25 protein-coding genes and 1 tRNA gene are annotated in these 25,802 nt (G+C 60.9%); 13 read left to right on the top strand and 13 right to left on the bottom strand.

Annotation, left to right across the window (positions count from 1 at the left end; translation table 11 throughout):
- The first annotated feature begins 108 nt into the window (after positions 1-108).
- From ACN0SC_RS06025 to ACN0SC_RS06050, 6 genes are all read left to right on the top strand, one after another.
- Positions 109-1,170 (top strand): cobalt-precorrin-5B (C(1))-methyltransferase, encoded by a 1,062-nt coding sequence (locus tag ACN0SC_RS06025; RefSeq protein ID WP_417248756.1) that lies wholly within the window; start codon positions 109-111, stop codon positions 1,168-1,170.
- Positions 1,167-1,898: a cobalt-precorrin-6A reductase gene (locus tag ACN0SC_RS06030; RefSeq protein ID WP_417248757.1), complete on the top strand. Its 732-nt coding sequence runs from the start codon at positions 1,167-1,169 to the stop codon at positions 1,896-1,898. Before ACN0SC_RS06025 ends, ACN0SC_RS06030 begins: the two co-directional genes overlap by 4 nt.
- On the top strand, positions 1,895-2,518 hold the full coding sequence (locus ACN0SC_RS06035) for a DNA-3-methyladenine glycosylase family protein (protein ID WP_417248758.1): 624 nt from the start codon (positions 1,895-1,897) through the stop codon (positions 2,516-2,518). Before ACN0SC_RS06030 ends, ACN0SC_RS06035 begins: the two co-directional genes overlap by 4 nt.
- The gene (locus ACN0SC_RS06040; RefSeq protein ID WP_417248759.1) at positions 2,518-3,183 is read left to right on the top strand and encodes an alpha/beta hydrolase; all 666 of its coding nucleotides are present in this window, start codon (positions 2,518-2,520) and stop codon (positions 3,181-3,183) included. The genes ACN0SC_RS06035 and ACN0SC_RS06040 overlap by 1 nt, the downstream gene beginning before the upstream one ends.
- Positions 3,184-3,427: 244 nt before the next feature.
- Positions 3,428-3,640, top strand: coding sequence for an ATP-binding cassette domain-containing protein (locus ACN0SC_RS06045; protein WP_417248760.1), 213 nt, complete (start codon positions 3,428-3,430; stop codon positions 3,638-3,640).
- Positions 3,641-3,937: 297 nt separating this feature from the next.
- Complete coding sequence (locus ACN0SC_RS06050; protein WP_417248761.1) at positions 3,938-4,522, top strand: HNH endonuclease; 585 nt, start codon at positions 3,938-3,940, stop codon at positions 4,520-4,522.
- A gap of 21 nt (positions 4,523-4,543) precedes the next feature.
- Here ACN0SC_RS06050 and ACN0SC_RS06055 read toward each other — a convergent pair whose 3' ends face one another.
- Entirely contained in the window at positions 4,544-5,497 is a 954-nt protein-coding gene (locus ACN0SC_RS06055) for a radical SAM protein (protein ID WP_417248762.1), read from the bottom strand.
- A 371-nt stretch (positions 5,498-5,868) separates the two neighbouring features.
- Between ACN0SC_RS06055 and zwf the strand changes: the two genes are divergently transcribed.
- From zwf to pgi, 3 genes are all read left to right on the top strand, one after another.
- The gene (gene zwf / locus ACN0SC_RS06060) at positions 5,869-7,323 is read left to right on the top strand and encodes a glucose-6-phosphate dehydrogenase (protein WP_417248763.1); all 1,455 of its coding nucleotides are present in this window, start codon (positions 5,869-5,871) and stop codon (positions 7,321-7,323) included.
- A complete protein-coding gene (gene pgl, locus ACN0SC_RS06065; RefSeq protein ID WP_417248764.1) occupies positions 7,320-7,991 on the top strand; it encodes a 6-phosphogluconolactonase in 672 nt (223 codons plus the stop codon). The genes zwf and pgl overlap by 4 nt, the downstream gene beginning before the upstream one ends.
- A gap of 102 nt (positions 7,992-8,093) precedes the next feature.
- Positions 8,094-9,716: a glucose-6-phosphate isomerase gene (pgi, locus tag ACN0SC_RS06070; RefSeq protein WP_417248765.1), complete on the top strand. Its 1,623-nt coding sequence runs from the start codon at positions 8,094-8,096 to the stop codon at positions 9,714-9,716.
- Between the two features lie 93 nt (positions 9,717-9,809).
- Here pgi and ACN0SC_RS06075 read toward each other — a convergent pair whose 3' ends face one another.
- From ACN0SC_RS06075 to ACN0SC_RS06105, 7 genes are all read right to left on the bottom strand, one after another.
- On the bottom strand, positions 9,810-10,103 hold the full coding sequence (locus tag ACN0SC_RS06075) for an SCP2 sterol-binding domain-containing protein (protein ID WP_417248766.1): 294 nt from the start codon (positions 10,101-10,103) through the stop codon (positions 9,810-9,812).
- 107 nt (positions 10,104-10,210) lie between these two features.
- Positions 10,211-10,284 (bottom strand) — tRNA-Gly (locus ACN0SC_RS06080).
- Between the two features lie 171 nt (positions 10,285-10,455).
- Entirely contained in the window at positions 10,456-11,037 is a 582-nt protein-coding gene (locus ACN0SC_RS06085) for a fasciclin domain-containing protein (protein WP_417248767.1), read from the bottom strand.
- Between the two features lie 164 nt (positions 11,038-11,201).
- Positions 11,202-13,250 carry an ASKHA domain-containing protein gene (locus ACN0SC_RS06090; protein ID WP_417248768.1) on the bottom strand — a complete coding sequence of 683 codons (2,049 nt, stop codon included), beginning with the start codon at positions 13,248-13,250 and terminating at the stop codon, positions 11,202-11,204.
- Positions 13,247-13,822 (bottom strand): rRNA large subunit pseudouridine synthase E, encoded by a 576-nt coding sequence (locus ACN0SC_RS06095; RefSeq protein ID WP_417248769.1) that lies wholly within the window; start codon positions 13,820-13,822, stop codon positions 13,247-13,249. The genes ACN0SC_RS06090 and ACN0SC_RS06095 overlap by 4 nt, the downstream gene beginning before the upstream one ends.
- 90 nt (positions 13,823-13,912) lie before the next feature.
- Positions 13,913-14,902 carry a methyltetrahydrofolate cobalamin methyltransferase gene (locus ACN0SC_RS06100; protein ID WP_417248770.1) on the bottom strand — a complete coding sequence of 330 codons (990 nt, stop codon included), beginning with the start codon at positions 14,900-14,902 and terminating at the stop codon, positions 13,913-13,915.
- Between the two features lies 1 nt (position 14,903).
- Complete coding sequence (locus ACN0SC_RS06105; protein WP_417248771.1) at positions 14,904-15,215, bottom strand: virulence factor; 312 nt, start codon at positions 15,213-15,215, stop codon at positions 14,904-14,906.
- A gap of 172 nt (positions 15,216-15,387) precedes the next feature.
- On the opposite strand from ACN0SC_RS06105, the gene ACN0SC_RS06110 reads away from it, so the two are divergent.
- The gene (locus ACN0SC_RS06110; RefSeq protein ID WP_417248772.1) at positions 15,388-16,500 is read left to right on the top strand and encodes a Ppx/GppA phosphatase family protein; all 1,113 of its coding nucleotides are present in this window, start codon (positions 15,388-15,390) and stop codon (positions 16,498-16,500) included.
- A gap of 48 nt (positions 16,501-16,548) precedes the next feature.
- On the opposite strand, the gene ACN0SC_RS06115 is transcribed toward ACN0SC_RS06110, so the two are convergent.
- A complete protein-coding gene (locus ACN0SC_RS06115) occupies positions 16,549-17,106 on the bottom strand; it encodes a YSC84-related protein (RefSeq protein WP_417248773.1) in 558 nt (185 codons plus the stop codon).
- A gap of 203 nt (positions 17,107-17,309) precedes the next feature.
- On the bottom strand, positions 17,310-18,308 hold the full coding sequence (gene hemB, locus ACN0SC_RS06120; RefSeq protein WP_417248774.1) for a porphobilinogen synthase: 999 nt from the start codon (positions 18,306-18,308) through the stop codon (positions 17,310-17,312).
- A gap of 189 nt (positions 18,309-18,497) precedes the next feature.
- On the opposite strand from hemB, the gene ACN0SC_RS06125 reads away from it, so the two are divergent.
- Both ACN0SC_RS06125 and mfd read left to right on the top strand, forming a co-directional pair.
- The gene (locus ACN0SC_RS06125; RefSeq protein WP_417248775.1) at positions 18,498-19,025 is read left to right on the top strand and encodes a component of SufBCD complex; all 528 of its coding nucleotides are present in this window, start codon (positions 18,498-18,500) and stop codon (positions 19,023-19,025) included.
- 7 nt (positions 19,026-19,032) lie between these two features.
- Complete coding sequence (gene mfd / locus ACN0SC_RS06130) at positions 19,033-22,554, top strand: transcription-repair coupling factor (RefSeq protein WP_417248776.1); 3,522 nt, start codon at positions 19,033-19,035, stop codon at positions 22,552-22,554.
- Between the two features lie 6 nt (positions 22,555-22,560).
- On the opposite strand, the gene ACN0SC_RS06135 is transcribed toward mfd, so the two are convergent.
- The 3 genes from ACN0SC_RS06135 to ACN0SC_RS06145 all read right to left on the bottom strand — a co-directional run bounded on the left by ACN0SC_RS06135 (position 22,561) and on the right by ACN0SC_RS06145 (position 25,040).
- Positions 22,561-23,769: a multidrug effflux MFS transporter gene (locus ACN0SC_RS06135; protein WP_417248777.1), complete on the bottom strand. Its 1,209-nt coding sequence runs from the start codon at positions 23,767-23,769 to the stop codon at positions 22,561-22,563.
- A gap of 66 nt (positions 23,770-23,835) precedes the next feature.
- Positions 23,836-24,369 (bottom strand): methyltransferase family protein, encoded by a 534-nt coding sequence (locus ACN0SC_RS06140; protein WP_417248778.1) that lies wholly within the window; start codon positions 24,367-24,369, stop codon positions 23,836-23,838.
- Complete coding sequence (locus ACN0SC_RS06145; RefSeq protein ID WP_417248779.1) at positions 24,366-25,040, bottom strand: DsbA family oxidoreductase; 675 nt, start codon at positions 25,038-25,040, stop codon at positions 24,366-24,368. The genes ACN0SC_RS06140 and ACN0SC_RS06145 overlap by 4 nt, the downstream gene beginning before the upstream one ends.
- A 432-nt stretch (positions 25,041-25,472) precedes the next feature.
- Between ACN0SC_RS06145 and ACN0SC_RS06150 the strand changes: the two genes are divergently transcribed.
- Entirely contained in the window at positions 25,473-25,700 is a 228-nt protein-coding gene (locus ACN0SC_RS06150) for a hypothetical protein (RefSeq protein WP_417248780.1), read from the top strand.
- Positions 25,701-25,802: the final 102 nt, after the last annotated feature.

A 25,802-nucleotide genomic window follows, 5' to 3' on the forward strand; every position in this document is an offset into this window, starting at 1 on the left:
TTTATGGCGTGACGCGCGGGTCTGGGGAAGTGGTGGCGCGGCGGTTCCTGAGGGGGACGTGAAAAAACCCCGTGGTCATTTCCCCGCGCATCTTCCTATAGTGCGACCATGAGCGAGACCACATCCCAAAGCGATCCCCCCAAGCTGCGGCGCGGCTGGACCACGGGGGCCTGTGCCACTGCGGCGACGCGGGCGGCGCTTATGGCGCTATGGGGCGAGGGGTTTCCCGACCGCGTGCGGATAACACTGCCCAAGGGCGAACGGCCCGAATTCGCGCTATCTCACATGGCGCAAGGAGAAGGCTGGGCCGAGGCGGGGATCATCAAGGATGCGGGCGACGATCCCGACGTGACCCACGGCGCGGAAATCCGTGCTCGGGTGGCGGTGTCTGCGGGCGGTGTGATCTTCCGCGCGGGCAAGGGGGTCGGCATGGTGACGAAGGCGGGGCTACCCATCGGTGTGGGAGAACCCGCAATCAACCCCGTGCCGCGCCGCATGATGTGTGAACAGGTCGAGGAGATGGCTGCGCGGCTTGGCAAGTCGCCCGATGTGGAGATCACCGTCTCCATTCCCGAGGGCGAGACGCTCGCGCAAAAAACATGGAACCCGCGTTTGGGGATCAAAGGCGGATTGAGCGTGCTTGGCACCACGGGGATCGTGCGTCCCTTCTCCTGTGCTGCGTGGATCGCGTCGATCCATCGCGGGATCGACGTGGCGCGGGCCGAGGGGCTGACCCATGTGGCGGGCTGCACGGGCGCAACTTCCGAACGGGTGGTGATGGCGCATCACGGGCTTGGCGAAAGCGCAATGCTGGATATGGGCGATTTTGCGGGCGGGATGCTGAAATACCTCGCCAAACACCCCGTGCCGCGCGTCACCATCGGCGGCGGCATCGGCAAGATTGCCAAGCTCGCGCAGGGAGAAATGGACCTTCATTCCAAACGCGCACAGGTCGATCTGCCCTATTGGGCGGAGCTTCTGGGCGACCCGAAACTCGCGCAAATGAACACGGCGCTGGAGGTTTACGAGGCGCGCGGGGGTGACTTTGCCCGACTGGTGGCGCAGAAGGCACTTGAGGCGGTCGAGGCGCGGTTTGGGGGGCAGGGGATGTCCTTCGATGTCGTTGTGATAGATCGGGCGGGAACCATTATCGGAACAGCGGGCGCATGATTTTACTTCTGGCGGGCACGATGGAGGCACGCAACCTTGCGGGGATGCTCGCGCAAAGCGGCATCGACTGCATCGCCTCGCTGGCGGGCGTGACCGAAAGCCCCGCACCCTATCCCGTGGAAACCCGCGTGGGTGGTTTTGGCGGGGCGGAAGGGTTTGAGGCCTTTCTCGACGCCCAAGAGATCACGGCGGTGATCGACGCGACACATCCGTTCGCCACAGAGATCACGCGGCGCACGGCCAAAATCTGTGCCGCGCGAGGACTTCCCTATTTGCGTTTCGAGCGACGCGAATGGCGGTCACGTCAGGGGGACGCATGGCACGAAGCGGCAGACATTGCCGATCTCGCCCGTATCATCCCGCCGCGACAGCGTATTTTTCTCGCCACGGGGCGGCAGACGGTGGATCAGATGGGCCACCTTGAACACGCCTATATCTGGGCGCGGGTCGTGGACGCGCCGAGCGAACCGTTTCCGCTTGAAAACGGTGCATGGGTGGTCGGACGTCCGCCCTTTTCACAAGCCGCCGAGGAGGCGCTTTTTGCCGAGTTGCGCCCCGACTGGCTGGTGGTGAAGAATGCGGGTGGCGCGAGCGGGCGGGCCAAACTGGATGCGGCGCGTGCCCTTGGCATGTCGGTCGCCATGATTGCCCGTCCTCCCGCGCCCGAAGGGATCACTCGGCGCGAGGATGTGCTGGATGCATTGGAATGGGCGGAGGCGCACGCATGAGGATTATCGAATCTGATGAATGCGTGGCCGAAGGTGCCGCACATCTGGCGCGGGTCGAGCCGCGTTTCGCCCATGCGCTGACGCTCACGGGGCCGTTGCCTTTGCGCCGGCGCAAGGACGGGTTCGAGCAATTGTTGTCGGCTATCGTCAGCCAACAGATCTCGGTCGCCGCCGCCAATGGCATCTGGAAACGGCTCAAGGCGGCCAAACTGACGGGGCCGCGCAAGATCATGTGGGCCAGTGAAGAGGAGTTGCGGGCCTGTGGCCTGTCGCGCCAGAAGGTGCGCTATGCCAAGGCGCTGGCCGAGGCGCGGATCGACTTCCAAGCCCTGCGCGATGCGCCCTCCGAGGAGGTGATTGCCACACTCACGCAGGTGTCTGGCATCGGGGTCTGGACTGCCGAGATATACGCCATGTTTTCGCTAGGTCACGCGGATGTCTTCGCACCTGGCGATCTGGCGCTGCAGGAATCGGCACGGGTGCTTTTCGACCTACCCGAGCGGCCCAAGGAGCGTGCCTTTCGGACCATGGCGGAGGAATGGTCGCCGTGGAGATCGGTTGCAGCGCGGCTGCTCTGGGCCTACTACCATGTGGAGAAATCACGAGAGGGAATACGGTGATGGGTGCGCTTGAGAGCAAAATGAGAGACAGCCATTCGGGGCGCGTGGGCTCCGTTGTGGTCTTCCTGCACGGTTATGGCGCGGATGGCGCGGACCTGCTGGGTCTGGCCGATCCGCTGGCCGAGCATCTCCCTGACACGGTGTTCTTTGCTCCAGATGCGCCCGAACGCTGCATCGGCAATCCGATGGGCTACCAGTGGTTCCCGATCCCGTGGATCGACGGCTCGTCGGAGGAAGAGGCCCGCACGGGAATGCTGCGTGCGGTGGATGAACTCAACGACTACCTCGACAATATCCTCGTGGATTACGGGCTTGAGCCTGAACAGATGGCGCTGGTGGGCTTCAGCCAAGGCACGATGATGGCGCTCCATGTTGCCCCGCGCCGCGAGGATGCGCTGGCCGCGGTGGTGGGTTTCTCTGGCCGCCTGCTCGAACCCGAACTGCTCGAAGACGAAAAGCGCGTCGATTTTCCCGTTCTGCTCCTGCATGGCGACGAGGATGACGTGGTGCCGCCGCAATCGCTGCCAGAGGCGGCGGAAGCCCTGCAAGGGGCAGGGTTCGAGAAGGTCTACGCCCATATCATGCGCGGCACGGGGCACGGGATCGCGCCTGACGGGTTGGAGGTTGCCGTGGCCTTCCTGCGTGACCAGTTGGGCTATTCGTAACAGGGCGCGAGGATGCGGTGTGTCAGGGGGTGATGGCCGTTTACGCGGCGTTATCCCGCTCACTTTATATTCGCGCTCCGAGATCGCTTGACGCGCCGCAGCATCGTGTTACCTTTCTCACATAGAAATCTGGAGGGCTTTCCTATGGACATCATCATGACAACCGTCTTCGCATTTGCTGCAACTGCTGTCGTGATCGCCTATGGCCTCCGTTCTTCCGAGCAACGTCTCCCTGTCCGCATCCGTGTCGAGGACCGCAAACGCCGCCGCTAAGGCGCCGCGCGGGACCATTGACCTTAGCCTTTCCGACGGAGCCTACGGGCTTGTCGGACGCAAAGGTGCGGGCAAATCCACCCTTCTGAACCTCATCGCGGGCCGTGTTGGCGCGCCTTTGGTGTCGGGCTCCTGCACAACATCCGATCCAGTTCGGCTGCTTGACCAGTCGCCCGATCCTTGAGGGCCGTTTTTCGAACGATATGAGCGAACTGGACGGTGGAGGACCGTTTGACCGCGCGGCTGTCGGGGTTGAGCGGGATGTGGTATTGCATTTCGGCAGTGGATGATCCGCGCTTTGCCTGAATTTTCGTCACGGTGATGTTACAGGGGGCTGCTTAACTAGGCTCAGGGCGGCGCGCATATGCTGGGGGTTGTCAGGGCGCAACCGCGATATATAGTGATTGCAAGGGACGACATGCCGCGTCCGCAGCATTGGAAACCCTGTGACAACCGCAATCGTGGGAGCTATGATTGCAATATGGACGGTGACTTCAGAACGCAATTCGTGCGGGAACCCAATTCCTCCAAAGCGCATCCAGCGCTGGTCTTGAACGCTGATTACAGGCCACTGAGCTACTACCCGCTCTCGCTATGGCCCTGGCAGGAGGCGATAAAGGCGGTGTTCCTCGATCGCGTTGATATTGTCGCCGAATACGACAGTTTCGTGCATTCGCCGAGTTGCAAGATCAGGGTGCCTTCGGTTGTCGTTCTGAAAGATTATGTGAAACCTCAAAAGCGCGTGGCCTTCACGCGCTTTAATTTATTTCTGAGGGACGAATTCCGTTGTCAGTATTGCGGGTCGAAAGGCGAGTTGACCTTTGACCACGTAATTCCGCGCGCACGGGGCGGGGTGACGAGTTGGGAAAATATCGTCGCTGCCTGCGTGCCCTGCAATTTGCGCAAGGGGTCGAAGTCACTCCGACAGGCGAACATGAGCCTGCGCAAGCCACCCATTGCGCCCGATGCCGAGCAGCTCAAGAACATCGGACGCAAGTTTCCGCCAGGCCATCTACATGAAAGCTGGATGGATTTTCTCTATTGGGACAGTGAGTTGGACGCCTAAGCTAATGTGATGGTCTAAGCATCACACCGAACAGGACGCCCCGCCCAAGACGCAGAATTTCGCGCAATGCGGATGGTTAAGCGCAACCTCACGTTCGGCGGCGGCCAATGTATGTCCAAGGTCAAATTCCGCCTCATAGGGCAAAAGCGTGCAGGCCGCTACGCTCAGTGGCTGACCCTTGCGTTTGACAACCATTCGGCTGCTGGAGCACATGATATCTTTGGGCGATTTGTCGAGGATGGACCAGCAGGACGTGGTAATCTCGGGCACGTCGACGCTTTCGTCCATTTCAGGAAAAATAACCGTTGTGGCAGGATCTTGCGCGTCGATGTTGAAGCTCTCTCGCGCATAGAGATCCGCAAATCCGGCACGCGATTGCGCGTCGGTTTCATTCCATAGGGCGCGTGCAGCAACCGCCATGCGGAACCCGTTGTCGCGCAGCCAGCGCATTCCCATCAATGTGCGTTTGTAGCTGCCCTTGCCGCGCATCTCGTCATGATGCTCTTCGGCCCAGTGATCGAGGGAAATGCGCAAGGTGAGCTTTTCACTGTAAGTCTTTTGCAAATCGAGCAAACCTTCGCGCACGGCGGGGCGCATCATCGGCAACATGGCATTGGTGAGGATCAGCACCTCATAGCCGCGCTCCAGACAATGACGCGCCATTTCTACCATTTGCGGGTTCATGAAGGGTTCGCCGCCCGTGAAACCGATTTCGCGCAGCCCCCAGCCGCGGGCCTCTGCCTCGTCGAGGTAGGGGATCATATCATCGACGGTGATATATTCGAGCGCGTCATTGGTGGGTGAGCTGTCGATATAGCAGTTCACACAGGTGATGTTGCACAGGGTGCCCGTGTTGAACCACAGCGTTTGTGGATCGGTCAGCGCCACTGTGGCTCGCGGCTCGCCTTTGGCGGTGCGCTGCGGGTCGGTGAATTTGCCCGTGGTGGCGGGGCGGGTGGCGACTTGGTCTTTCATGCGCGGTCCTATGAATAGTTGGCGCGCAGGGTATTCAGGTGGCGTGGGTTTGGAAAGCATTCATACGCGAACGTGATGATGTGGTGGCTGGTGTGGTTTGGTGGCGAGATTTTGCGCTCTTGATGGGCATGGGGATGATTTGCGGGGCAATGCGCGCTCAAAGGGTTGTTGATGTGCGGATGGGTGCTAGACTTTGCATCGTGCGAAAGGTAAACCGCCCTCGTTAGCGCTAACGATCTTGCGCTGGTGCTGTGGCGTGATCCTCTGGCGTCCGCGCTCACGGGATCGGGTCGGACAAGGCGGCGCATGAGAGACGAAACGCGAATTGGCGAGCGCCCGTGACCGTGGCGGCTTGCGACAGGAGATGGATCATGGTGTCACGTGTCATTCCGGTCGAGGACTTCGATCTGGTGATCTTCGGGGGGACGGGCGATCTGGCGCGTCGCAAGATCCTTCCGGGTCTTTACCGCCGTTTCTGTGCGGGTCAGATGCCCGAAAACAGCCGTATCATCGGGGCTGCCCGTTCCGAAATGGACGATGCGGGCTTCCGCGACATGGTTGCGAGCGCGATCCGCGAATTTGCCAAGAAGCACGCCTGTGACGACGATCAGGTCGAAAACTTCCTCAAACGCGTTCATTACGTGGCGATTGACGCCAAGGGCGAGGGCGGCTGGAAAGCACTGAAGTCACTGGTGTGCAGCGATATCGTGAATGCCTTTTATTTCTCTGTTGCGCCGAGCCTGTTCGGCGATCTCGCACAGCGGTTGCATGACAATGGCATTGCCGATGACGATGCACGGATCGTGGTGGAGAAGCCCTTCGGTCGCGATCTGGAAAGTGCGCGCGCGCTCAATAATGTTCTGGCCGAGCACTTCGACGAGACGCAGATTTACCGCATCGACCATTACCTCGGTAAAGAGACGGTGCAGAACCTGATGGCCGTTCGCTTTGGCAATATCCTTTTCGAGCCGCTGTGGAACAGCCAGTATGTTGATCACATCCAGATCACCGTGGCCGAAACCGTAGGCGTTGGCGGGCGGGGTGAATATTACGACAAATCGGGCGCGATGCGCGACATGGTGCAAAACCACCTGATGCAGCTTCTGTGCCTCATTGCAATGGAGCCGCCGAGCCGTTTCGAGCCGGATTCGGTGCGCGACGAGAAGCTCAAGGTGATCCGTGCGCTTGAACCTATCGACCATCACCACATCGTGCGTGGCCAGTATGATGCCACTAAAGACGAGCCGAGCTACCGCGATGATGCGGGCGATCCGCGTTCGCGCACCGAAAGCTACATCGCGCTGCGCTGTATGATCTCCAACTGGAGATGGGCGGGCACGCCGTTCTACCTGCGCACGGGCAAGAAGCTCAAAGCGCGCACCTCCGAGATTGCCGTGGTGTTCAAGGATGCACCGCATTCGATCTTTGGCGAGGATGCGGGGCGGCACGCCAATGTGCTCTCGATCCGTCTTCAGCCCAACGAGGGCATGACGCTCAAGGTGACGATCAAGGAACCCGGTCCGGGGGGGATGCGTCTGGTCGACGTGCCGCTCGACATGACCTTTGCCGATGCGCTTGGTGATGATGCCGAGGAAATCACCGATGCCTACGAGCGTCTGATCATGGATGTGATCCGTGGCAACCAAACCCTGTTCATGCGCGGCGACGAGGTCGAAGCGGCATGGGGCTGGACTGATCCGCTCATTCAGGGCTGGGAGCTGCGCAACGATGTGCCGAAACTCTATGATGCCTATTCGGCAGGTCCCGAGGATGCGGCGATGATGCTGCATCGTGAGGGCCGTCGCTGGCGGGAGATCAAGGAATGAACCTCACCACCTATTCGGACCGCGATGAAATGATGCTGGCGCTGTCTCAGCGGATTGCTGGCGAATTGCGTCAGGCGTTGGAACAGAAAGACCGCGCGACATTCTGCGTCCCCGGCGGCACGACACCTGGGCCGATCTTCGACATGCTTTCCGAAGTGGCGCTCGACTGGGACCGCGTGGACGTGATGCTCAATGACGAACGCTGGGTGGATGAAAGCTCGGAGCGTTCCAACACGGCGCTGCTCAAGCGGCGGCTTCTTGTGGGGCGGGCGGCAGCGGCTAATCTTGTGCCACTTTACCGTGACACTCCCACGCCTGAAGAAGGTCTGGACGCGTTGATGCCAGCGGTCGAGGCAACATTGCCGATTGATGTGCTGCTGCTCGGTATGGGCGGTGACATGCACACGGCGAGCCTCTTCCCTGGAGCCGATCAGTTGGATATGGCGCTCTCCGACGATGCGCCGACGCTTCTGGCGATGCGCGCGGCGGGGGCGCCCGAGCCACGGATCACGCTTTCCGCCAAGGCACTGAAAACCGCGATCAACACGCATATCCTTATCGCGGGCAAGGAGAAGCGTGTCGCACTCGATCAGGCGCGCAGCTCTTCCGCGACAGATGCGCCTGTCTCGGTGTTCCTCGACGTGGCCGCGGTGCATTGGGCGCCGTAAGAGCGCCAGTCGGGCCGCCTACGCGGGCGCTTTAAGCCAATCTGTAATATTCGCGTGCTATGCGCGAACCGATCTCGATCTGACCAAGACAGGGGACCCCTCATGGCTGTAGATTTTTCCGCACTGAAATCGCTTCGCACCGCGCAGTCCGAGCGCAGCATTCTTGATCTTTTCGAGGCGGATGACGCGCGGGCCTCGACTTTCTCGGTCAAAGCCGAAGGGCTGCTGTTCGACTATTCCAAGACGCAGATCGGAGCGCAGGAGCGCGAGGGGCTTTTGGCGCTGCTTGATCAGGCGGGGTTTGCTGAGAAACGCGAGGCGATGTTCACGGGTGCGCCGATCAATGACACCGAGGGGCGTGCGGTGCTCCATACCGCGCTGCGCAATCTCGACGGTGACGGGATCTTGGTGGACGGGGCCGACGTCATGCCCGATGTGCGGCGCACGCTGGCGCGGATGGATGATTTCGCCGACCGTGTACGACGCGGGGAGATTACCTCCTTTTCTGGGGATGCTTTCGAAGATGTGGTCAACATCGGGATCGGCGGCTCCGACCTTGGCCCCGTTATGGCCTATGAGGCGTTGCAGCCCTATGTGGACGGGCCGCGGTGCCATTTCGTCTCAAACGTCGACGGGGCGCATATCCATGACATTCTGGCCAGGGTGAACCCGCACAAGACGCTCTTCATCGTCGCGTCCAAAACCTTCACGACCATCGAGACAATGACCAATGCGCAGACCGCCCGCGACTGGCTCCTTCCGCATGTCGGCGAGGACGGTCTGTCGCGGCATTTCGCGGCGCTGTCCACCGCCAAGGATAAGACCGCCGCATTCGGGGTGGACCCCGATCTGGTCTTCGGTTTCGAGGATTGGGTGGGCGGTCGTTATTCGGTCTGGGGGCCTATTGGCCTGTCGCTGATGCTCGCCATCGGGCCTCAGCGGTTCGCAGAATTCCTGCGTGGCGGTCAGGCGATGGATCGCCATTTCCGCTCAGCCTCACCGCTCGAAAACCTGCCCGTGATGCTGGCATTGGTCGGGCTGTGGCACAATCAGGTCTGCGGCCACGCGACCCGCGCCGTGCTGCCATACGAGCAACGCCTTGTTCGCCTGCCTGCCTATCTTCAGCAGTTGGAAATGGAGAGCAATGGCAAGCGCGTGGCGATGGACGGCTCGGCGCTTGAGTATCATTCGGGGCCTGTGGTCTGGGGCGAGCCCGGCACGAACGGTCAGCACGCCTTTTACCAATTGATCCATCAGGGCACCCGCGTGGTTCCTTGCGAATTCATGGTCGGCAAGCGCGGGCACGAGCCTGATCTGGCTCATCAGCACGAATTGCTCGTCGCAAACTGCCTTGCGCAATCGGAGGCGCTCATGCGCGGGCGCAGCCTCGATGAGGCACGTGCAATCATGGCGGCGAAAGGAGTTGAGGGCGCGGAGTTAGAGCGTCAGGCACGGCATCGCGTCTTCCCTGGCAACCGTCCATCGACGACGCTGGCCTATGACCTGCTCACGCCCTACGTGCTGGGCCAGATCATTGCGCTCTATGAACACCGCGTCTTTGTCGAAGGGGTGGTGCTCGGTATCAACTCTTTTGACCAATGGGGCGTGGAACTGGGCAAGGAGCTTGCCGTGGCGCTGCAACCTATCGTGGCGGGTGAGGAAGATGGCGCGGAGAAGGATGGCTCGACCCGTCAACTCGTGGCCTTCCTGCGCGGCGAGGGCTAAGCGCCATACGCGACGACGCATCAACACGAATGACACGCCCGCCTGCGCAAATTGCGCGGCGGGCGTTTTGTTGTTTGAGAGGAGTGGGTGCGTTTAGCCGAAAAGCTTCCCGAACTTGGCCGCAGTGGCCACGTCTCCCGTGACCTTCATCTTGCCAAAGAGGATCGCCTTCATCGGATGCAGATCGCCCGCGAGGATCTTCTCCAAGGTGCTGCGGTCCGACAGGATGGCGCAATCGGCGCGTGCGTCGCTGATTTCGGCCCCGTTTCCTTCGATGACGATATTGCCGACATCCTTGATGCGCAGACTCACGGATTTGGCAAAATCATGCCCCACAAGTCGCTCTAAAAGCGCGCTGCGGGCGGTGTCGAGAAAATTGTCGGCCATGGGTGGTCCTCCCCTTTGCGTAAAAGGGGTAACAGGTCACATGCGCCCGCACCACACGAACGCAGCGTCGCCCAGACGGGATGAAGGGTGGATATTCGGGGAGACGTTGGAGCGGGTAACGGGAATCGAACCCGTAACTAAAGCTTGGGAAGCTGCCGTGATACCTTTTCACCATACCCGCTCGTGGGTCAGAGAGGTAGTCAAAGCGGGCAGGGTGGTCAAGCGGATTTCGCATTCGTGATGCGCTCGATATCGTGGTTCCGCGTGCCGTTGATAGTGTGAAAAAGAGGGCCGCCCCGAAAGGCGACCCTCCCCGCATGCCCCCTTGCGGGGGAACGCAATATACCGTCGGTTACATCACCGGCATTATCACACCGTCGATGACGTGCATCACGCCGTTACCTTGAGCCATGTCCTCCTCGATGGAGGTGATGACCTGACTGGCCGCGCCGCTTACAACGATCTGATCTGTGACACCGCCGTCGATGCGAATTTTGGTGCCCGACAGGGTGGTGAGCGTGAGCATGTCCTCATCGACAAAGGCGTTGGCATCGGGGTCGGCCTCACCGTTCATCAACTCGCGCATGTGAGCGGTGGTATATTCCCCCTCGACCACATGTGTGCCAAGCACGGCGATCAGGTCATCGCGGTTTTCGGGCTGCATCAGGCTGTCGAGTGCGCCTTCAGGCAGATCGGCAAAGGCCGCGTCAGTCGGGGCGAAAACGGTCAGGGGACCGTCACCCATGAGATCATCCGCCAGCCCCGCGGTTTTCACCGCCTCAACCAGCGTGGAGAGGTTGCTGATCTTCATGGCGTTTTCCGTCACAGTGGCGTTTTCATCGAGATATTCACCATTGATGATTTCGGCGCTCAGCGGCGCAGCCGTCATAGCAACAGCGGTGGACAGGGCGAGAAATGCGTTGCGGGTCTTCATAGTGGACCTCCGGTTTATCTAGGCATTGGGCAAGGGTTGGTCCCTTGCGCCTTCCGATGAGACAACCTGTGAGGACGATAGGCGTTCCGAATGCGGCCATAAACTAAGTGTGATTGTGGCTGGTGATCCGGATTTCGCCGTTTGTCGTAAGAGCGCAGTTTCGATCAACTGCGCCGTTTACGCCTGTTCCCGCGACCCGCCCGTGCGCCGCCTTCGCCCGAGTTGAAAGACAGGTCGGGCAGGGGAACCGTGGCCCTGAGCCCCGTGAAGGGATCGGTGGCATGGGGGATCGCGTTGGCGGCGACGAAATGCTCCTGAAACTTCGGCGCGATGGCGGTCTCTACCTTGGTGATGTCATGCACAAGTGCCTCGACCTCGCGGCGTGCGGCGCGGTTGATGAGTGCGATCTGTGCCCCTGTGCCTGCCGCGTTGCCTGCCGACGTGACCTGTTCGAGGGGGCAGTCGGGGATCATGCCGAGCACCATGGCGTGTTTGGGCGAGATATGCGCGCCAAAGGCCCCCGCAAGCACCACCCGCTCAACGGTATCGGTGCCGAATTCATCCATGAGCAGCCGCGCACCCGCGTAAAGCGCGGATTTGGCCAACTGGATGGCACGAATGTCGCCTTGGGTCACTTCGATGACGGGGCCGCCTTCGGCGGAACCATCGTGAAGGAGATAGGCGTGGGTGCGCCCAGACGGGCGGCAACGCGCCGTGCCCGTGGCCTCTGACGAGCCGATCAGCCCGCCCGCATCCACCAGTCCCGCCATCCGCATTTCCGCCACGGCCTCGATAATGCCCGATCCGCAGATGCCCGAAATTCCCGTATGCAGCACCGCCGTGGTGAACTCGGGATCATCAGACCAGAGGTCGCACCCGATCACCTTGAAACGCGGTTCTTTGGTGGCGGGATCAATCTCGACCCGTTCGATGGCACCAGGCGCGGCGCGTTGGCCGCTTGAGATTTGCGCCCCTTCAAAGGCTGGGCCCGTGGGCGAGGAGCAAGCCAGAACGCGGGTTGTGTTGCCGAGCAGAATTTCCGCATTGGTGCCCACATCCACGATGAGGGTCAGCGGTTCGGCCTTCTGTGGTGCCTCGGAAAGCGCCACTGCGGCAGCATCCGCCCCGACATGGCCCGCGATCAGGGGCAGGATATAGACCTGTGCCTCTTCCGCGAAGTCGAGATCGAGTACACGGGCGGGCAGATCAAGCGCGGCATTGGTTGCCAGCGCGAAGGGCGCTTGTCCCAGCGGCGTGGGATCGAGACCGAGCAGAAGGTGGTGCATCACGGGATTCATGACGCAGACCATCTCGTAGATGTCGCCCGTAGCGATCGCGCCTTCCTTGGCCAGTTCTTCGGCCAGACCGTTGAGCGCCTCGCGCACGGCAGCGGTCATCTCGCCCGCGCCGCCCTCGTTCATCATCGCGTAGGAGACACGGCTCATGAGGTCTTCGCCAAAGCGGATTTGTGGATTCATCACGCCACCCGATGCCACAACTTCGCCCGTGACGAGGTTGGTGAGGTGGGCTGCAATGGTGGTTGATCCAAGGTCCACGGCGAGGCCATAGAGCGGCGGCTCGGCAAATCCGCCCCAGACGCCGATCACCTGCGCGGCGCCTTCATGGGCGCTGTGGATGGCCAGAGTGACCTTATAGTCGTCCTTGATCAGCGCGGCTTGCAGCTTGGCCAGCATGCGCGGGGGCAGGGTGACACCCTCGATCTCCCATTCTCGTTTGAGCGCAGCCTTGGTGCGTTCCCAGTCGCCTGTGGGCGCATGCATATCGGCAGGCTCCACCTCGACGTAGAAAAGCCGCGTGGCGGGGTCCATTTCGATCTCGCGCGTGGTCGCGGCCTTGCGCACGACTTGTTTGTGGACCTGACTTTCGGGAGGCACGTCGAGGACGACATCGCCCTGAATACAGGCCTGACAGCCCAGACGCCGTCCCGGCTTCAACCCGCGCACACGGTCATAGCGTTCTTCGACCGCGTTGAACTCGGTGAGCGCGTCCTCGGCGACGGTGATCCCGTGTTTGGAGTGCGCGCCGAAGGAGGGCTGCACCTGACATTTCGAGCAGATACCCCGCCCACCACAAACACTGTCGAGGTCCACACCCATCTTCCGCGCGGCTTCCAGAACGGGGGTGCCTGCGGGGATGCGGGCGCGTTTGCCCGATGGAGTGAAGATCACCAGAGGATCATTGTCGTTGCTCATGTCTGTTCCCAAATTCTGCGCGGATCGTCGTCGCGCCATGCGCCATTGTCCAGCCCGTCGAGACGGTAGGGCCCCACGGCCACGCGGATGAGGCGCAGCGTCGGGAAGCCCACATGGGCGGTCATGCGGCGGACCTGTCGGTTCTTGCCTTCGGTGATGGTGAGTTCCACCCAACTGTCGGGCACGCTTTTGCGGTAGCGCACGGGCGGATTGCGCTGCCAGAGCCAGTCGGGTTCATCCACGCGCCGCGCCTTGGCGGGACGTGTGCGCCCGTCTTTCAACTCAACCCCGCGCGCCAGAGCCTCAAGCGCGGTGTCATCAATCTCGCCCTCGACCTGTGCCATATAGGTCTTGGGCATCTTTGATTTAGGGTTTGCGATGCGGGCTTGTAGCTTCCCGTCATCTGTCAGCACCAGCACGCCTTCGCTGTCACGGTCCAGACGCCCTGCGGGATAGACCTTCGGCACATTCACGAAATCGGAAAGTGTGCGGCGCTTGGAGCCTTCGGTGCCCTTGTCAGTGAACTGGGACAGCACGTCGAACGGCTTGTTGAGAATGATCAGCCGTGCCATTCGCGCGCCTCCCTCGTTGGTATTTGCGTCTACTTTGCTGCGAAAATACTCAAAATGCTACATGGGTTCCGCCATTCGCGGCGAATGCGTTCACCCGCGCCGACGACGCCCGCCACCACGACGTCCGCCGCCAGAGCCACCTGCTGCTGCCGCCTTCGAGGCTTCGGCGAAAGACGCGCCCTCGGCCACGGCGTCCGCGATACGGGTAAAACCGATCCATTTGCCGCCGTCGGGGTCGTGGTTCATCAGCAGGTTGGCCGCGCGGATCGCTTCCATTTCCTGCAAGCGCACGGGGTTCATGATCGCCGATGTCATGCCCGCGCCAATCGCCATGGGCAAGAACGCCGCGTTGATCCCGTGACGGTGGGGTAGGCCAAAGGAGACGTTGGATGCGCCGCAGGTGGTGTTCACCCCCAACTCGTCGCGCAAACGGCGCACGAGGGTAAAGACCTGCTGGCCCGCTGTCGCCATCGCACCGATGGGCATAACCAGTGGGTCAACCACGATGTCATGGGCAGGAATGCCGAAATCGGCGGCACGTTCGACGATCTTCTTGGCCACGGCAAAGCGCACTTCGGGTTCTTCGGAAATCCCAGTGTCGTCATTAGCAATTGCCACAACGGGGACGTTGTATTTCTTAACCAGTGGAAGCACACGCTCAAGACGCTCTTCCTCACCCGTCACGGAGTTGAGTAGGGGGCGGCCCTCGGCCATCTCCAAACCAGACTGAAGCGCGTCAGGCACGGAGCTGTCGATACACAGCGGCACATCCACGATGCCCTGCACGCGGGCGACCAGATCGCGCATGAGCGGCGGTTCGACGAAGTTGTTATCGGCGTAGCGGGGGTCTTCGGCCATTTTGTTGGAGAAGACCGCGCCCGAGTTGATATCAAGCACATTGGCACCACAGGCCACCTGTTCGAGCGCGTCACGCTCGACGGTGGAGAAATCGCCCGCTTCCAGTTCAGCGGCGAGTTTCTTGCGCCCCGTGGGGTTGATGCGTTCACCGATGACGCAAAACGGCTCGTCAAAGCCGATCACGACGGTCTTGGTCTTGCTCTCGATCACAGTGCGGGTCATGTCAGTCGTCCTTTGTCTCAGGCTCGCGCCCGTCATTGTTCACCAGCGCGATCAGGCGCGCTTTGTCATAGGCAGCATCTAGTTCGGCAATTTTCGCCTCGACCGCCTCTTGCCCCTCATTCTCGACCGAGACAACCACATCGCGCCATTCGGCGATATAGGCGTCCTGATCGGTGGCACCGATGCGCATGGCGACGCGATCAATGGCCTGTTCAAACCGCTCAGGCATCACCGCACGCGCAGCGCGGCGGCCCCGTCCCATACGGATTTGCGCGGGTATGTCGCGCCAGTAGATGATCGTCATATCGGGCATTTCGGCACCTTTTTCCTTTGAACGAGAGAGTTATGCCAAAGGGGGCGGCGGGGGAAGGGCCGCAATTCGGAAAAATACTCATCACCTTTATGAGCGCACAGCGGCGTCGCTCTTGCGCATAGGCGCACGGCAGGCGTAAGGTGGGGGCAACTCGAAATGGAGGGCGTTCCAAATGACGCCCAAGCGTCCCAAAGGTGCGGGCGCGTTCCCGAAGCCGGTTGAGCCTCCCGTGCCTCCAACCGATGGTCCCAACGATCTTTACGCCGCGTTGGACCTCGGCACGAATTCGTGCCGCATGTTGATTGCCCAACCCAAGGGCAGTCAGTTTCATGTGGTGGACAGTTTTTCTAAATCGGTCCAGCTTGGCGCCGGTCTGGAAAGTTCTGGCCGTTTGTCACGCGGCTCGATCACGCGCACGATACAGGCGCTCAAGGTCTGCCGCAGCAAACTCGAAAAACACGATGTGCAACGGATGCGCCTTGTCGCGACCGAGGCGTGTAGGCGTGCCAAAAACTCCCGCGACTTCATGCGCCGTGTGCATCGTGAAACGGGGTTGAAACTGGAAATCATCAAACCCGAGGAGGAAGCGCGTCTGGCCGTGATCTCTTGTGCACCGTTGGTTTCGACCAAGACAGAGCAATTGCTCGTCGTCGACATTGGCGGGGGATCGACGGAACTGGTCTGGATCGACCTGTCAGCCGTGCCGCGCCCCGAACGTCCGCGCGCGATCATGCGTCTGCACACAGGGTTCAAACAGCGCGAGAGCCCCTTTCCTCTGGCCCGCGTGGTGGACTGGATTTCCGTTCCCCTTGGCGTGGCAACACTCATGGAGCAGTTCAGCGATGTCGAGGATGATGCCGCGCGCTTTGCGCTCATGTCGTGGTTCTTCGAGGAAAAGCTCGCCGATTTCGCGCCCTATGCCAATGAATCTTCCCGCGAAGGGTTCCAGATCATCGGCACATCAGGGACCGTGACCACAGTGGCCGCCTCGCATCTGGGGCTCAAACGCTATGACCGCAACAAGGTGGACGGGCTGCGCATGTCATCAGAACAGATCGACCGCGTGATCCGCGATTACCTTTCCCTTGGTCCAGAAGGTCGTCGTCGCGACCCGCGGATCGGGCGGGATCGTCAGGCACTCATCATGTCGGGATCGGCAATCTTGCAAGCGCTTTTGCGGATCTGGCCGACGGATCGCTTGTCGGTCGCAGATCGCGGGCTGCGCGAAGGGTTGCTCTATGCGCAAATGACCACGGATGGTGTGTTGGAGGAGGCGCTGCCGTAGCGCGCCTCTCTGCCGTCTTTTGTCATTTCCTGCGAGGTGATCCGCAGATCAGGGGATGATGCGCGTGTATTTCGTGCCTTCGATGGTCGCGCCTGCGCGCAGACCCGCTTGACCGAACACCACGCCGATCACGGGCGAGAAGGATGTTGTGGTCTCGGCTGAGACCTCTTCTCCACGGTTGGAAATCGCGTATTCGATATCCGCGCCCGCAGCCCAACCAGGGGAGGAGCGGAATTCCTGCAAGGCTTCGTTGGTCATGAAGAAAAGCACATGCGCATATTGCTGCGCGCCGATTTGCAGGCCGAAAGAGGCTTGCGCGGCGGAGTAGTAATCGACCGTCACGCCACCCACACGCAGCGCACCGCGCCCGTAAGAACCGCCAAGGCCGAAGCCTGCTTCCGTGACCAGCGGCATCACAAGTTGACCCACGGATTTGTCGCGCAACTGGGTAGTGCCAGGATAGTTGGCATAAAGCTCGGTCAGAGTGCGGTCGACGCGCGCGTCGATTACATTCGAGCCCGAACTGTTCAGGCTGTTGTCACAAGCGGCGAGAATGCCCGTGGCACCAAGACCGAGCAGAAAGGTTCTGCGGGTGGAAGTTGTCATCTGACTGCCCTCTTTCAATACAGTTGGCCGCATTGCGCACTTACGCCACGGCCCTGTCATGTCCTCAAGATGTGGGGTCTGGAATGCCCCGATTGCCCACAGTCTACGAAGGTTCGCGGGCTTTGTCACCGTCAAAGGGCACATTGGGAGCTTTGGGCAATCGGGCGCCGTTTCAGTTGCAACGTGCGCCCGCCTCCCGTGCGCTACTTGGCCAATGCCCGGGCCACTTCGGGGGCGAAATAGGTGAGTATCCCGTTGCAGCCCGCGCGTTTGAAACACATCAGACTCTCCATCACGATTTTCTCGCGGTCGAGCCATCCGTTCTCAAAGGCCGCCACGAGCATCGCGTATTCGCCTGAGACCTGATAGGCGAAGGTCGGTACGCCGAAGCTGTCTTTCACCTGTTTGCAAATATCCAGATAGGGCATGCCCGGTTTCACCATGACCATGTCGGCGCCTTCGGAGAGATCGCGCTCGACAAGGCGCAACGCCTCGTCGGAGTTGGCGGGGTCCATCTGGTAGGTTTTCTTGTCGCCTTTCAAAGCCCCGCTTGCGCCAACCGCATCACGGAAGGGGCCGTAGTAGGCTGAGGCGTATTTCGCGGCATAGGACATGATCGTGACCTTGTCGAAGCCCTCAACCTCAAGCCCGCGGCGGATCGCGCCGATGCGCCCGTCCATCATGTCCGACGGCCCGATGATGTCCGCGCCTGCCTTCGCCTGTGCCACGGCCATCTTGACCAGCGCCTCAACGGTGCGGTCGTTGACGATCTCGCCGTCTACCACATATCCGTCGTGTCCGTTGATGTTGTAGGGGTCCAGCGCCACATCGGTCATGATGGCCAGTTCGGGCACCTCGGCCTTGATCGCGCGGATGGCACGATTGACAAGGTTGTTGTCGTCCCACGCGCCCGCGCAGTCCTCGGTTTTCAGCTCTTGTTCGATATAGGGAAAGAGGCAGATCGCGGGGATGCCAAGCTCGAACGCTTCTTTTGCGGCCTTCACGAGGCGGTCGATGGTGAGCCGCTCCACACCTGGCATTGAAGGGATAGGCGTGGCGTCATCCTCGCCCTCGCGCACAAATACGGGCCAGATCAGGTCTGTCACCTCCAGCGCGTTTTCGCGCACCAGACCGCGCAGGGACTCCATCTTGCGCGTGCGGCGCAGACGCGTGAGCGGGAAAGGGGCAATGGTGCGGGTCATGGGAGCCTCGTGATGGTTCGGGAGTAAATTCAGTGGTGCCAATGAGGTGGCATGGATTTCCCGCGCTATCAAGTGTAGGAATCGCCTTGCGCGTGTAGGCCAATCGCCGCACATTGCACGAATGCCCGCCCCCGAGGCGCGGCAGTCCGGACAACCGCGGGTGCATACCCAGAAAAGAAGAGCGATTCCGTGAACCTGACACAGACCATTTTCGAAGTGATCGACATGCGATCCTTCTCGAACCTGTGGTATTGGATTGCGTTGGCGGTTCTTTGGTCCACAGCCTCGCATTTTGTACTCGGTGTTCCCTTTGACCTCGCGCTCAAAGCGCAACGACAGGGCGGGGCGCGCATGGCCGATCTCGAAGACCTCGTGCGTATCAATGTCTCGCGGCTCTTGGGGATCGCGGAGGTGTCGGGCCTGTTTATCGTTGGCATTGTGTCCATGCTGCTGACCATGCTGATCGTGCTGGCGGTGTTCTACGGGGTGGAGTTTGCGCAGGCGCTTGCGCTGATGGCGGTGCCCATGTCCTTCGTCTTCCTGATGAACCTACGCCTTGCCCGCCGCCTTGCGGCAACCGCACCGCGTGGTGACGATCTTGTGGCCGCGCTGCGTCGCCACCGTCTCAAGACGCAGATCATCGGGATGATTTCGATCTTCATCACAGCGATGTGGGGAATGTATCAGAATATCTTGACCGGCCCCCTCGGAGGCTAAGCGCATCATGGCCACATCTTCCCGATCCAGTCGCGCCCATATCCGCACAGGCGGCGCACCCGAGGGCTTTGACGGCTATCTTCTGGCCCGCGAAGCCGTGACCCATGACGGGGCCGTTATGCACATCGCGCGTGATGACAAGCGGTTGGCGGCGGTCAGGGCGGCACTGGCGTTCTTTGCGCCCGACCTGCCTGTGTTCGAATTTCCTGCATGGGATTGCCTGCCTTATGATCGTGTTTCACCCAATGCCGATCTGTCGGCGGCGCGGATGGCGACGTTGGCAATGCTGGCAAGCGGTGCCGCGCCGAAACGCTTTATCATGCTCACCACGCTTTCGGCCGCAACCCAACGTGTGCCCGCGCGCGATGTGATCGCGGGGGCGGCGCTGACGCTGACCAAGGGGCAGAGGGTCAACGAGGCAGAATTACGCGCCTTCTTCGTGCGCATGGGGTTCGCTCAGGCTCCCACGGTTGTGGAGCACGGGGATTACGCCATTCGGGGCGGGATCATTGATGTTTACCCGCCTGGCCACGAATTGCCGGTGCGACTGGATTTCTTTGGCGATGAATTGGACGGGTTGCGCCGTTTCGATCCCGCGACCCAAAAAACCGTCGATACGCTCGACCAGATTACCTTCACGCCGGTCTCGGAGGTCATTCTCGACGATCCCGCCATAACGCGGTTTCGTCAGAATTATCGCATAGAGTTCGGCGCAGCGGGAACAGATGATCCGCTCTACGAAGCGGTGACTGCGGGTAAGAAACACGCGGGCGTGGAGCATTGGCTGCCCTTCTTCCACGAACGCCTCGACACGCTGTTCGACTATCTCCCTGACGCGGTCATTACGGTTGATGATCAAACGGATGCGGCGCGTCTTTCACGTTGGGAACAAGTGGCGGATCAATACGAAAGCCGCCGCCTTGCCATGTCTGCCAAGGCCAGTCTCGACAGCGTATACAAACCGTGCCCGCCCGCGCTCCTCTACCTTGATGACGCGGCATGGGACGCGCAGGTGGCCGACCACCGTGTTGTGCATTTCAAAGCGGGGCGTCAGGCAAGCGGACCGGGGGTGACTGACGCAGGCGGTCATGATGGCCGCAACTTTGCACCCGAACGCCAGCAGGAAAATATCAACCTTTTTGAAGTCTTGGCGGATCATATTCGCGCGAAATCTCAAGAGGGGCCCGTGGTCATCGCCTCGTGGTCTGACGGTGCGCGGGACCGTTTGAAGTCTCTGCTGGAGGACCAAGACCTCTTTGGCGCACGGGAGATTTCCAACTGGCGCGATATCACCACGCAAGAAGGGCTTAACCTTGTTGTCTGGCCCTTGGAGCAAGGCTTCGAGGCGCCTGTTGAACTAGGCGCGGATGGTGCGCGCCGTATGCTGACGGTGATCTCAGAGCAGGATGTGCTTGGCGACCGTCTCATACGCCGCCCGACCCGAAAACGACGCGCCGAGAATTTCCTCACCGAGCATAGCGCGCTCAGCCCGGGCGACCTGATTGTCCATGTCGATCACGGGGTGGGTCTGTTCAAAGGGTTGGAAGTCGTCACGGCGGCTGGGGCAGCGCATGAATGCCTGCTGCTGGAATATGCGGGCGGGGATCGCCTTTACCTGCCTGTCGAGAACATCGAGCTTCTGAGCCGCTATGGTCATGAGGAGGGCTTACTCGACAAGCTCGGCGGTGGTGCGTGGCAGGCCAAGAAAGCGCGGATGAAGGATCGCATCCGCGAGGTTGCCGAAAAACTCATCCGCATCGCTGCCGAACGGCAATTGCGCAAGGCACCGATCCTGACGCCTGCGCCCTATATGTGGGAGGCCTTCTGCGCCCGTTTTCCCTATGACGAAACCGAGGACCAGCTGAGCGCCATTGAGGACGTGCTGGAGGATTTCGAGGCAGGCCGCCCGATGGACCGTCTCGTGGTGGGCGATGTGGGCTTTGGCAAGACCGAGGTGGCGATGCGCGCCGCTTTCGTCGCCGCTCTCTGCGGTTTGCAGGTCGCGGTGATTGCTCCCACGACCCTGCTCGCGCGCCAGCACTTCCGTTCCTTTGCCGACCGTTTCCGTGGTTTCCCCGTCAATATCCGCCCGATGTCGCGCTTTGTCGGGCAAAAGGACATGGCCAAAACCCGCGAGGGGCTGGCCTCGGGTGAGGTGGATATCGTGGTGGGCACCCATGCGCTTCTGGCCAAGGGCGTGACGTTCAAATCGCTCGGACTTCTGGTCGTGGACGAGGAGCAGCGTTTCGGCGTGACCCATAAGGAACGGCTGAAATCGCTCAAGTCGGACATTCACGTCCTCACGCTCTCTGCCACGCCGATCCCTCGCACTCTGCAAATGTCGCTCACGGGCGTGCGCGATCTGTCGATCATCGGCACGCCGCCCGTCGACCGCCTGTCGATCCGCACCTATGTCAGCGAATTCGACACGGTGACGATCCGCGAGGCGCTTTTGCGGGAGCACTATCGCGGGGGCCAGAGCTTCTTCGTCGTGCCGCGGGTAAAGGACATTCCCGATATCGAAGCCTTCTTACGTGACCATGTGCCAGAAGTCTCCTTTGTGGTCGCTCATGGCCAGATGGCGGCGGGTGAGTTGGATGACCGCATGAACGCCTTTTACGATGGGAAGTATGATGTGCTTTTGGCCACCACCATCGTGGAGAGCGGTATCGATATTCCGACGGCCAACACCATGGTGATCCACCGCGCCGATATGTTCGGTCTGGCGCAGCTCTACCAAATCCGTGGCCGTGTGGGGCGTGCGAAAACCCGCGCCTATGCCTATCTGACGACGAAACCGCGCACCCCTCTGACCGCCACGGCACAGCGCCGTTTGCGCGTCCTGGGATCGCTCGACACCCTCGGTGCGGGGTTCAATCTGGCCTCGCAAGACATGGATATTCGCGGCGCGGGCAACCTTGTAGGCGAGGAGCAGTCGGGCCATGTGCGCGAGGTTGGCTTCGAGCTTTACCAGTCGATGCTGGAGGAGGCGATCGGGCGGATCAAATCGGGCGAAGAGGCCGTCACGCTCGATGACGGAGCATGGGCGCCGCAGATCAATCTGGGTGTGCCCGTGTTGATCCCCGAAGATTACGTGCCTGATCTTGACGTTCGTCTGGGACTCTATCGTCGCTTGTCGAGCCTGAAGACCAAGGTGGAGCTTGAGGGCTTTGCTGCCGAGTTGATCGACCGTTTCGGCAAGCTGCCGCGCGAGGTGAACACGCTTCTGCTCGTGGTGCGGATCAAAGAGAAGTGCCGCGCGGCGGGGATTGCGCGGCTTGATGGCGGGCCGAAGGGCGCGACGATCCAGTTCCACAACGACAAATTCGCAAGCCCCGAGGGGCTCGTCGAGTTTATCCACGCGCAAAAGGGTCTGGCCAAGGTCAAGGACAACAAGATCGTCCTGCGTCGCGACTGGAAAAACGACCGTGACAAGATCAAGGGTGCCTATGCCATTGCACAGGATCTGGCCAAGGCGGCGAAAGTCGGGCAGGCCGCGAAAAAGACCGCCGCCAAACCCGCAAAGTAAAAGGGCTTATTCCGCTGGCGCGGGGGTGTCTATCGTGCGGCGTAGCAGCAGGAATGCGCCACCGGAACACAGCAACGTCCCGATCAGGATCGGCACCAACGTGCCGTTGAAGGCCAGACCAATGGGGGCTGCGATTAGCACGGCTAGGACCGTGGCAATCCCTTGTGTAACCGAGGCTCCAAGCCCCGCGAGATGGCCAAGTGGTTCAAGCGCAAGCGAGATCAGGTTGCCGAAGGTCACGCCTGCCATGAAGAAGACCGACACCGACCAGAAGAAGAACACGGGGAAGGCCAGCCCATCGGGCAAAAGTCCCGACAGGGTGATGACTAGCACGATGGAGGAAATGGCGATCTGCGTGGCATAGGCGGACAGTGCAATGCGGCGCATGCCCAATGTCACCACGAAACGCGCGTTGAAGAATGTGCCAAAGCCCGAAATGAGCGCCTGTAGCGCGAACCACATCGGGAAGCTGTCAGCTCGATCGAAGATCTCGCCATAGATCTGCTGGATCGAGGAGAGCAGTCCGAACATCTGACCAAAGCCGAGAGTGAGAGCGGCGATATAGATACGCACCGAGGCGTTGGACAGGGTTTCGCGCGTGCCCGCGATCAGTTTGGAAATGGAGAGCGGGCGGCGGTTTTCACGCGGCAAGGTCTCTTCCTGACGCGACATCAGCCAGAAAGTGGAGATTGCGGCAAAGACCGCGAATGAGCCGAACACGCCGCGCCAGCCGAAGCCCGAAATGATGACCGCGCCGATAGCAGGGGCCACGGCAGGGACAAGGATGAAGATCATCATCACGAAGCTTTGTAGCCGCGCCATTTCCCGCCCTTGATAAAGGTCGCGCACCATTGCGGTTGAGACCACGCGCGGCGCGGCGGCGCCCAGCCCTTGGATAACGCGCAGGGCCACCAGTGAATCAAGCGATTGCACCGTCATCGTCAGAATGGCGGCAACAGCATAGAGCGCCAGCCCCCCGACAATCACCGTGCGCCGACCGAAGGCATCTGAAAGCGGCCCCGCCAGAAGCGTCCCGAGCCCGAGGCCGAACATGAACGAAGTCAGGATCAGCTGCGCACGGTTGGGCGCATCGGGGGAAAGGGTCTGTGCAATCTCGGGAAGGGCGGGCAGCATGCTGTCCATTGAAAAAGCCACGGTGGCCGAAAGCAGGGCAAGCAGGGCGATAAATTCTGGCTGGGAAAGGCGGCGCGGCACGTGTGAAATCCTATATTTTTACGGCGGCAACCTAGGACGGGGCCGCAATCTTTACCAGCCGATAAATCAGAAGTCGGATCTGCGCAGATGCACATCCTCCACTTGGGCAGCGCGCAAAAGCGCAAAGCAACCCGCAACGGCGACGACCCAGACCCAGATGCCACCCGATGCCAGAGCGATGCCAACAAAGGACATGGACTGGCCGATGTATTGCGGATGCGCGGTAAAACAGTAGGGGCCTTTGGTAGATGCCATGTCGGGCGTGTCCGCACCCTTGGGCCATCCAGATGTGGCACGCAGACCAAGCGCCGCCGTGCCCCACGATTGAAGAACCGAGCCTGCGACCGTGATCGGCAGCCCGATGCCGAACCGCAAACCGTCCGAAAGGCCAAGTGCATTGCCTTCGGCCAGACCAAGACGGATCAACCCCACATAGATCGCTATGGTTAGCCCCCACGACCAAACCACGGTCCAGAGGGTCGCGCGGCGCGGGGGCCAGAGGCGTTTGGCGGGCGCACGGCTGGCGTGGGCGAGGATGACAAGCCAAGCGCCAGCGCCAAAGAGACCGAGGATGAGATGGGGCAGGAGGGGCGACGTCATGCGTCGCGCATCCGCTCCTCTTCTGCGGCAAGGCGCGCGGCCTCTTGTTCGGCGATTTCGTCAATCACATTAAGCCAGAGGTTTGTGTCCTGCGCACCAGGGACGGCGTGCTGGTTGGCGACGACAAAGAGCGGAACGGCATTGACCCCGCGCTCGCGCGCATGGGCATCGCGGGACCGAATGGCGTCCTTGTCCTCATCCGTCTTGAGCAGGCGCGCAACGAGGCTCGCGTCCATTGAGATGCTGTCAGCGATATCGGCCAGCACTTCGGCGTCACCAATATCACGGCCCTCGTGGAAATAGGCGCGGAAGAGGCTGGAGACGGCGGCGGTCTGCATCCCTTCGATCCCCGCCCAATGAATGAGGCGATGCGCGTCGAGCGTATTGGGTGTGCGCTTGATCGCGCCCAGATCGGCCTTGGGCAGTTCCTCGGACATCACTTTGACGATGGGTGCGTAGGCTTTCTTTGCGCCCTCGACGCCGCCGAACTTGCTTTCGAGATAGGCGCGTCGATCCATACCGGTTTCTGGCATGTCCGGATTGAGCTGGAACGGATGCCACTCCACCACGAAGGGATGGTTGGGGCGCTGCTCAAGTGCGCGATCTAGGCGCGCCTTGCCGATGTAGCACCACGGACAAATCGGGTCTGAAAAGATATCGAGTTTGATCATAGGCCAGACATAGCGCGGGCAGGGGGCGGGGGCGAGAAGAATGTGACATGGCGGGTGCGCAGCCGATGTGCGGAAGGGCGGCGCCACGAGGCTGGTGCGGTGGCGCGGGCGATTCCAAATCAGAAAAGAACAATTTCCCGCCAATCACGATTTTCATGAATTTCGGATGTTCTCCTTGCCCTACATCTTGTGTCTGGCGGGGGTTTGCAACTTTGCAAAACCGCGAATCGGCACTGATGTTCGCGGGACGTTCTTGATAGGTTCACGTTGTGCGGATGTGCCTCTTGTAACAATCGCGACGTTTGGTGATGAGGCAAAACTTCGGTTAATCTGTTGGTGAGCAACGATAAATTCTCCAGATCTCTCGCTGCTCGATACGTCACGATGTGCCGCGCCCTAGCGCGGTTCAGGTTCACCCTAGTGGAGGCACACATGGCCTTTTACAGCGACAGCAACTTCACGACTTTTCAGGGGCGCGCCATTTCCCGAGGCGAGATCCAACGTTTGCGCCTGCCGCTTGCGACCCTCGCACTTGGCCTGATTGCAGCGCTCGCGATTGCCGCTGGTGCGCTAAACTGGATCCCTGAGCAACAGGCGGCGCCATCGGGTGAATTGACGAATATCGAATTTCTCACGGGCGTTCCCACGCCCGCCGAGTGACCCAGACCCCATAGGGCAGGTAAGGACCTCACGAGCAGTCCCCCCCACTCCTCCCCCTGTCCTAAAGAACCCCCGAAGATGCGATCAACAGCATCCGGGGGT

It is taken from the genome of Celeribacter sp. (assembly GCF_048261515.1).
Lineage (GTDB): Bacteria > Pseudomonadota > Alphaproteobacteria > Rhodobacterales > Rhodobacteraceae > Celeribacter.

Excerpts from the sequence above, each read along its gene's own strand:
- ACN0SC_RS06115 (WP_417248773.1), bottom strand. The coding sequence starts at position 17,106 with ATGACAACTTCCACCCGCAGAACCTTTCTGCTCGGTCTTGGTGCCACG.
- pgl (WP_417248764.1), top strand. The coding sequence starts at position 7,320 with ATGAACCTCACCACCTATTCGGACCGCGATGAAATGATGCTGGCGCTG.
- ACN0SC_RS06140 (WP_417248778.1), bottom strand. The coding sequence starts at position 24,369 with ATGACGTCGCCCCTCCTGCCCCATCTCATCCTCGGTCTCTTTGGCGCT.
- zwf (WP_417248763.1), top strand. The coding sequence starts at position 5,869 with ATGGTGTCACGTGTCATTCCGGTCGAGGACTTCGATCTGGTGATCTTC.
- ACN0SC_RS06090 (WP_417248768.1), bottom strand. The coding sequence starts at position 13,250 with ATGAGCAACGACAATGATCCTCTGGTGATCTTCACTCCATCGGGCAAA.
- ACN0SC_RS06040 (WP_417248759.1), top strand. The coding sequence starts at position 2,518 with ATGGGTGCGCTTGAGAGCAAAATGAGAGACAGCCATTCGGGGCGCGTG.
- ACN0SC_RS06105 (WP_417248771.1), bottom strand. The coding sequence starts at position 15,215 with ATGCCCGATATGACGATCATCTACTGGCGCGACATACCCGCGCAAATC.
- ACN0SC_RS06050 (WP_417248761.1), top strand. The coding sequence starts at position 3,938 with ATGGACGGTGACTTCAGAACGCAATTCGTGCGGGAACCCAATTCCTCC.
- ACN0SC_RS06100 (WP_417248770.1), bottom strand. The coding sequence starts at position 14,902 with ATGACCCGCACTGTGATCGAGAGCAAGACCAAGACCGTCGTGATCGGC.
- ACN0SC_RS06030 (WP_417248757.1), top strand. The coding sequence starts at position 1,167 with ATGATTTTACTTCTGGCGGGCACGATGGAGGCACGCAACCTTGCGGGG.
- ACN0SC_RS06035 (WP_417248758.1), top strand. The coding sequence starts at position 1,895 with ATGAGGATTATCGAATCTGATGAATGCGTGGCCGAAGGTGCCGCACAT.
- ACN0SC_RS06055 (WP_417248762.1), bottom strand. The coding sequence starts at position 5,497 with ATGAAAGACCAAGTCGCCACCCGCCCCGCCACCACGGGCAAATTCACC.
- hemB (WP_417248774.1), bottom strand. The coding sequence starts at position 18,308 with ATGACCCGCACCATTGCCCCTTTCCCGCTCACGCGTCTGCGCCGCACG.
- ACN0SC_RS06145 (WP_417248779.1), bottom strand. The coding sequence starts at position 25,040 with ATGATCAAACTCGATATCTTTTCAGACCCGATTTGTCCGTGGTGCTAC.
- ACN0SC_RS06025 (WP_417248756.1), top strand. The coding sequence starts at position 109 with ATGAGCGAGACCACATCCCAAAGCGATCCCCCCAAGCTGCGGCGCGGC.
- ACN0SC_RS06075 (WP_417248766.1), bottom strand. The coding sequence starts at position 10,103 with ATGGCCGACAATTTTCTCGACACCGCCCGCAGCGCGCTTTTAGAGCGA.
- ACN0SC_RS06150 (WP_417248780.1), top strand. The coding sequence starts at position 25,473 with ATGGCCTTTTACAGCGACAGCAACTTCACGACTTTTCAGGGGCGCGCC.
- mfd (WP_417248776.1), top strand. The coding sequence starts at position 19,033 with ATGGCCACATCTTCCCGATCCAGTCGCGCCCATATCCGCACAGGCGGC.
- ACN0SC_RS06095 (WP_417248769.1), bottom strand. The coding sequence starts at position 13,822 with ATGGCACGGCTGATCATTCTCAACAAGCCGTTCGACGTGCTGTCCCAG.
- ACN0SC_RS06085 (WP_417248767.1), bottom strand. The coding sequence starts at position 11,037 with ATGAAGACCCGCAACGCATTTCTCGCCCTGTCCACCGCTGTTGCTATG.
- pgi (WP_417248765.1), top strand. The coding sequence starts at position 8,094 with ATGGCTGTAGATTTTTCCGCACTGAAATCGCTTCGCACCGCGCAGTCC.
- ACN0SC_RS06110 (WP_417248772.1), top strand. The coding sequence starts at position 15,388 with ATGACGCCCAAGCGTCCCAAAGGTGCGGGCGCGTTCCCGAAGCCGGTT.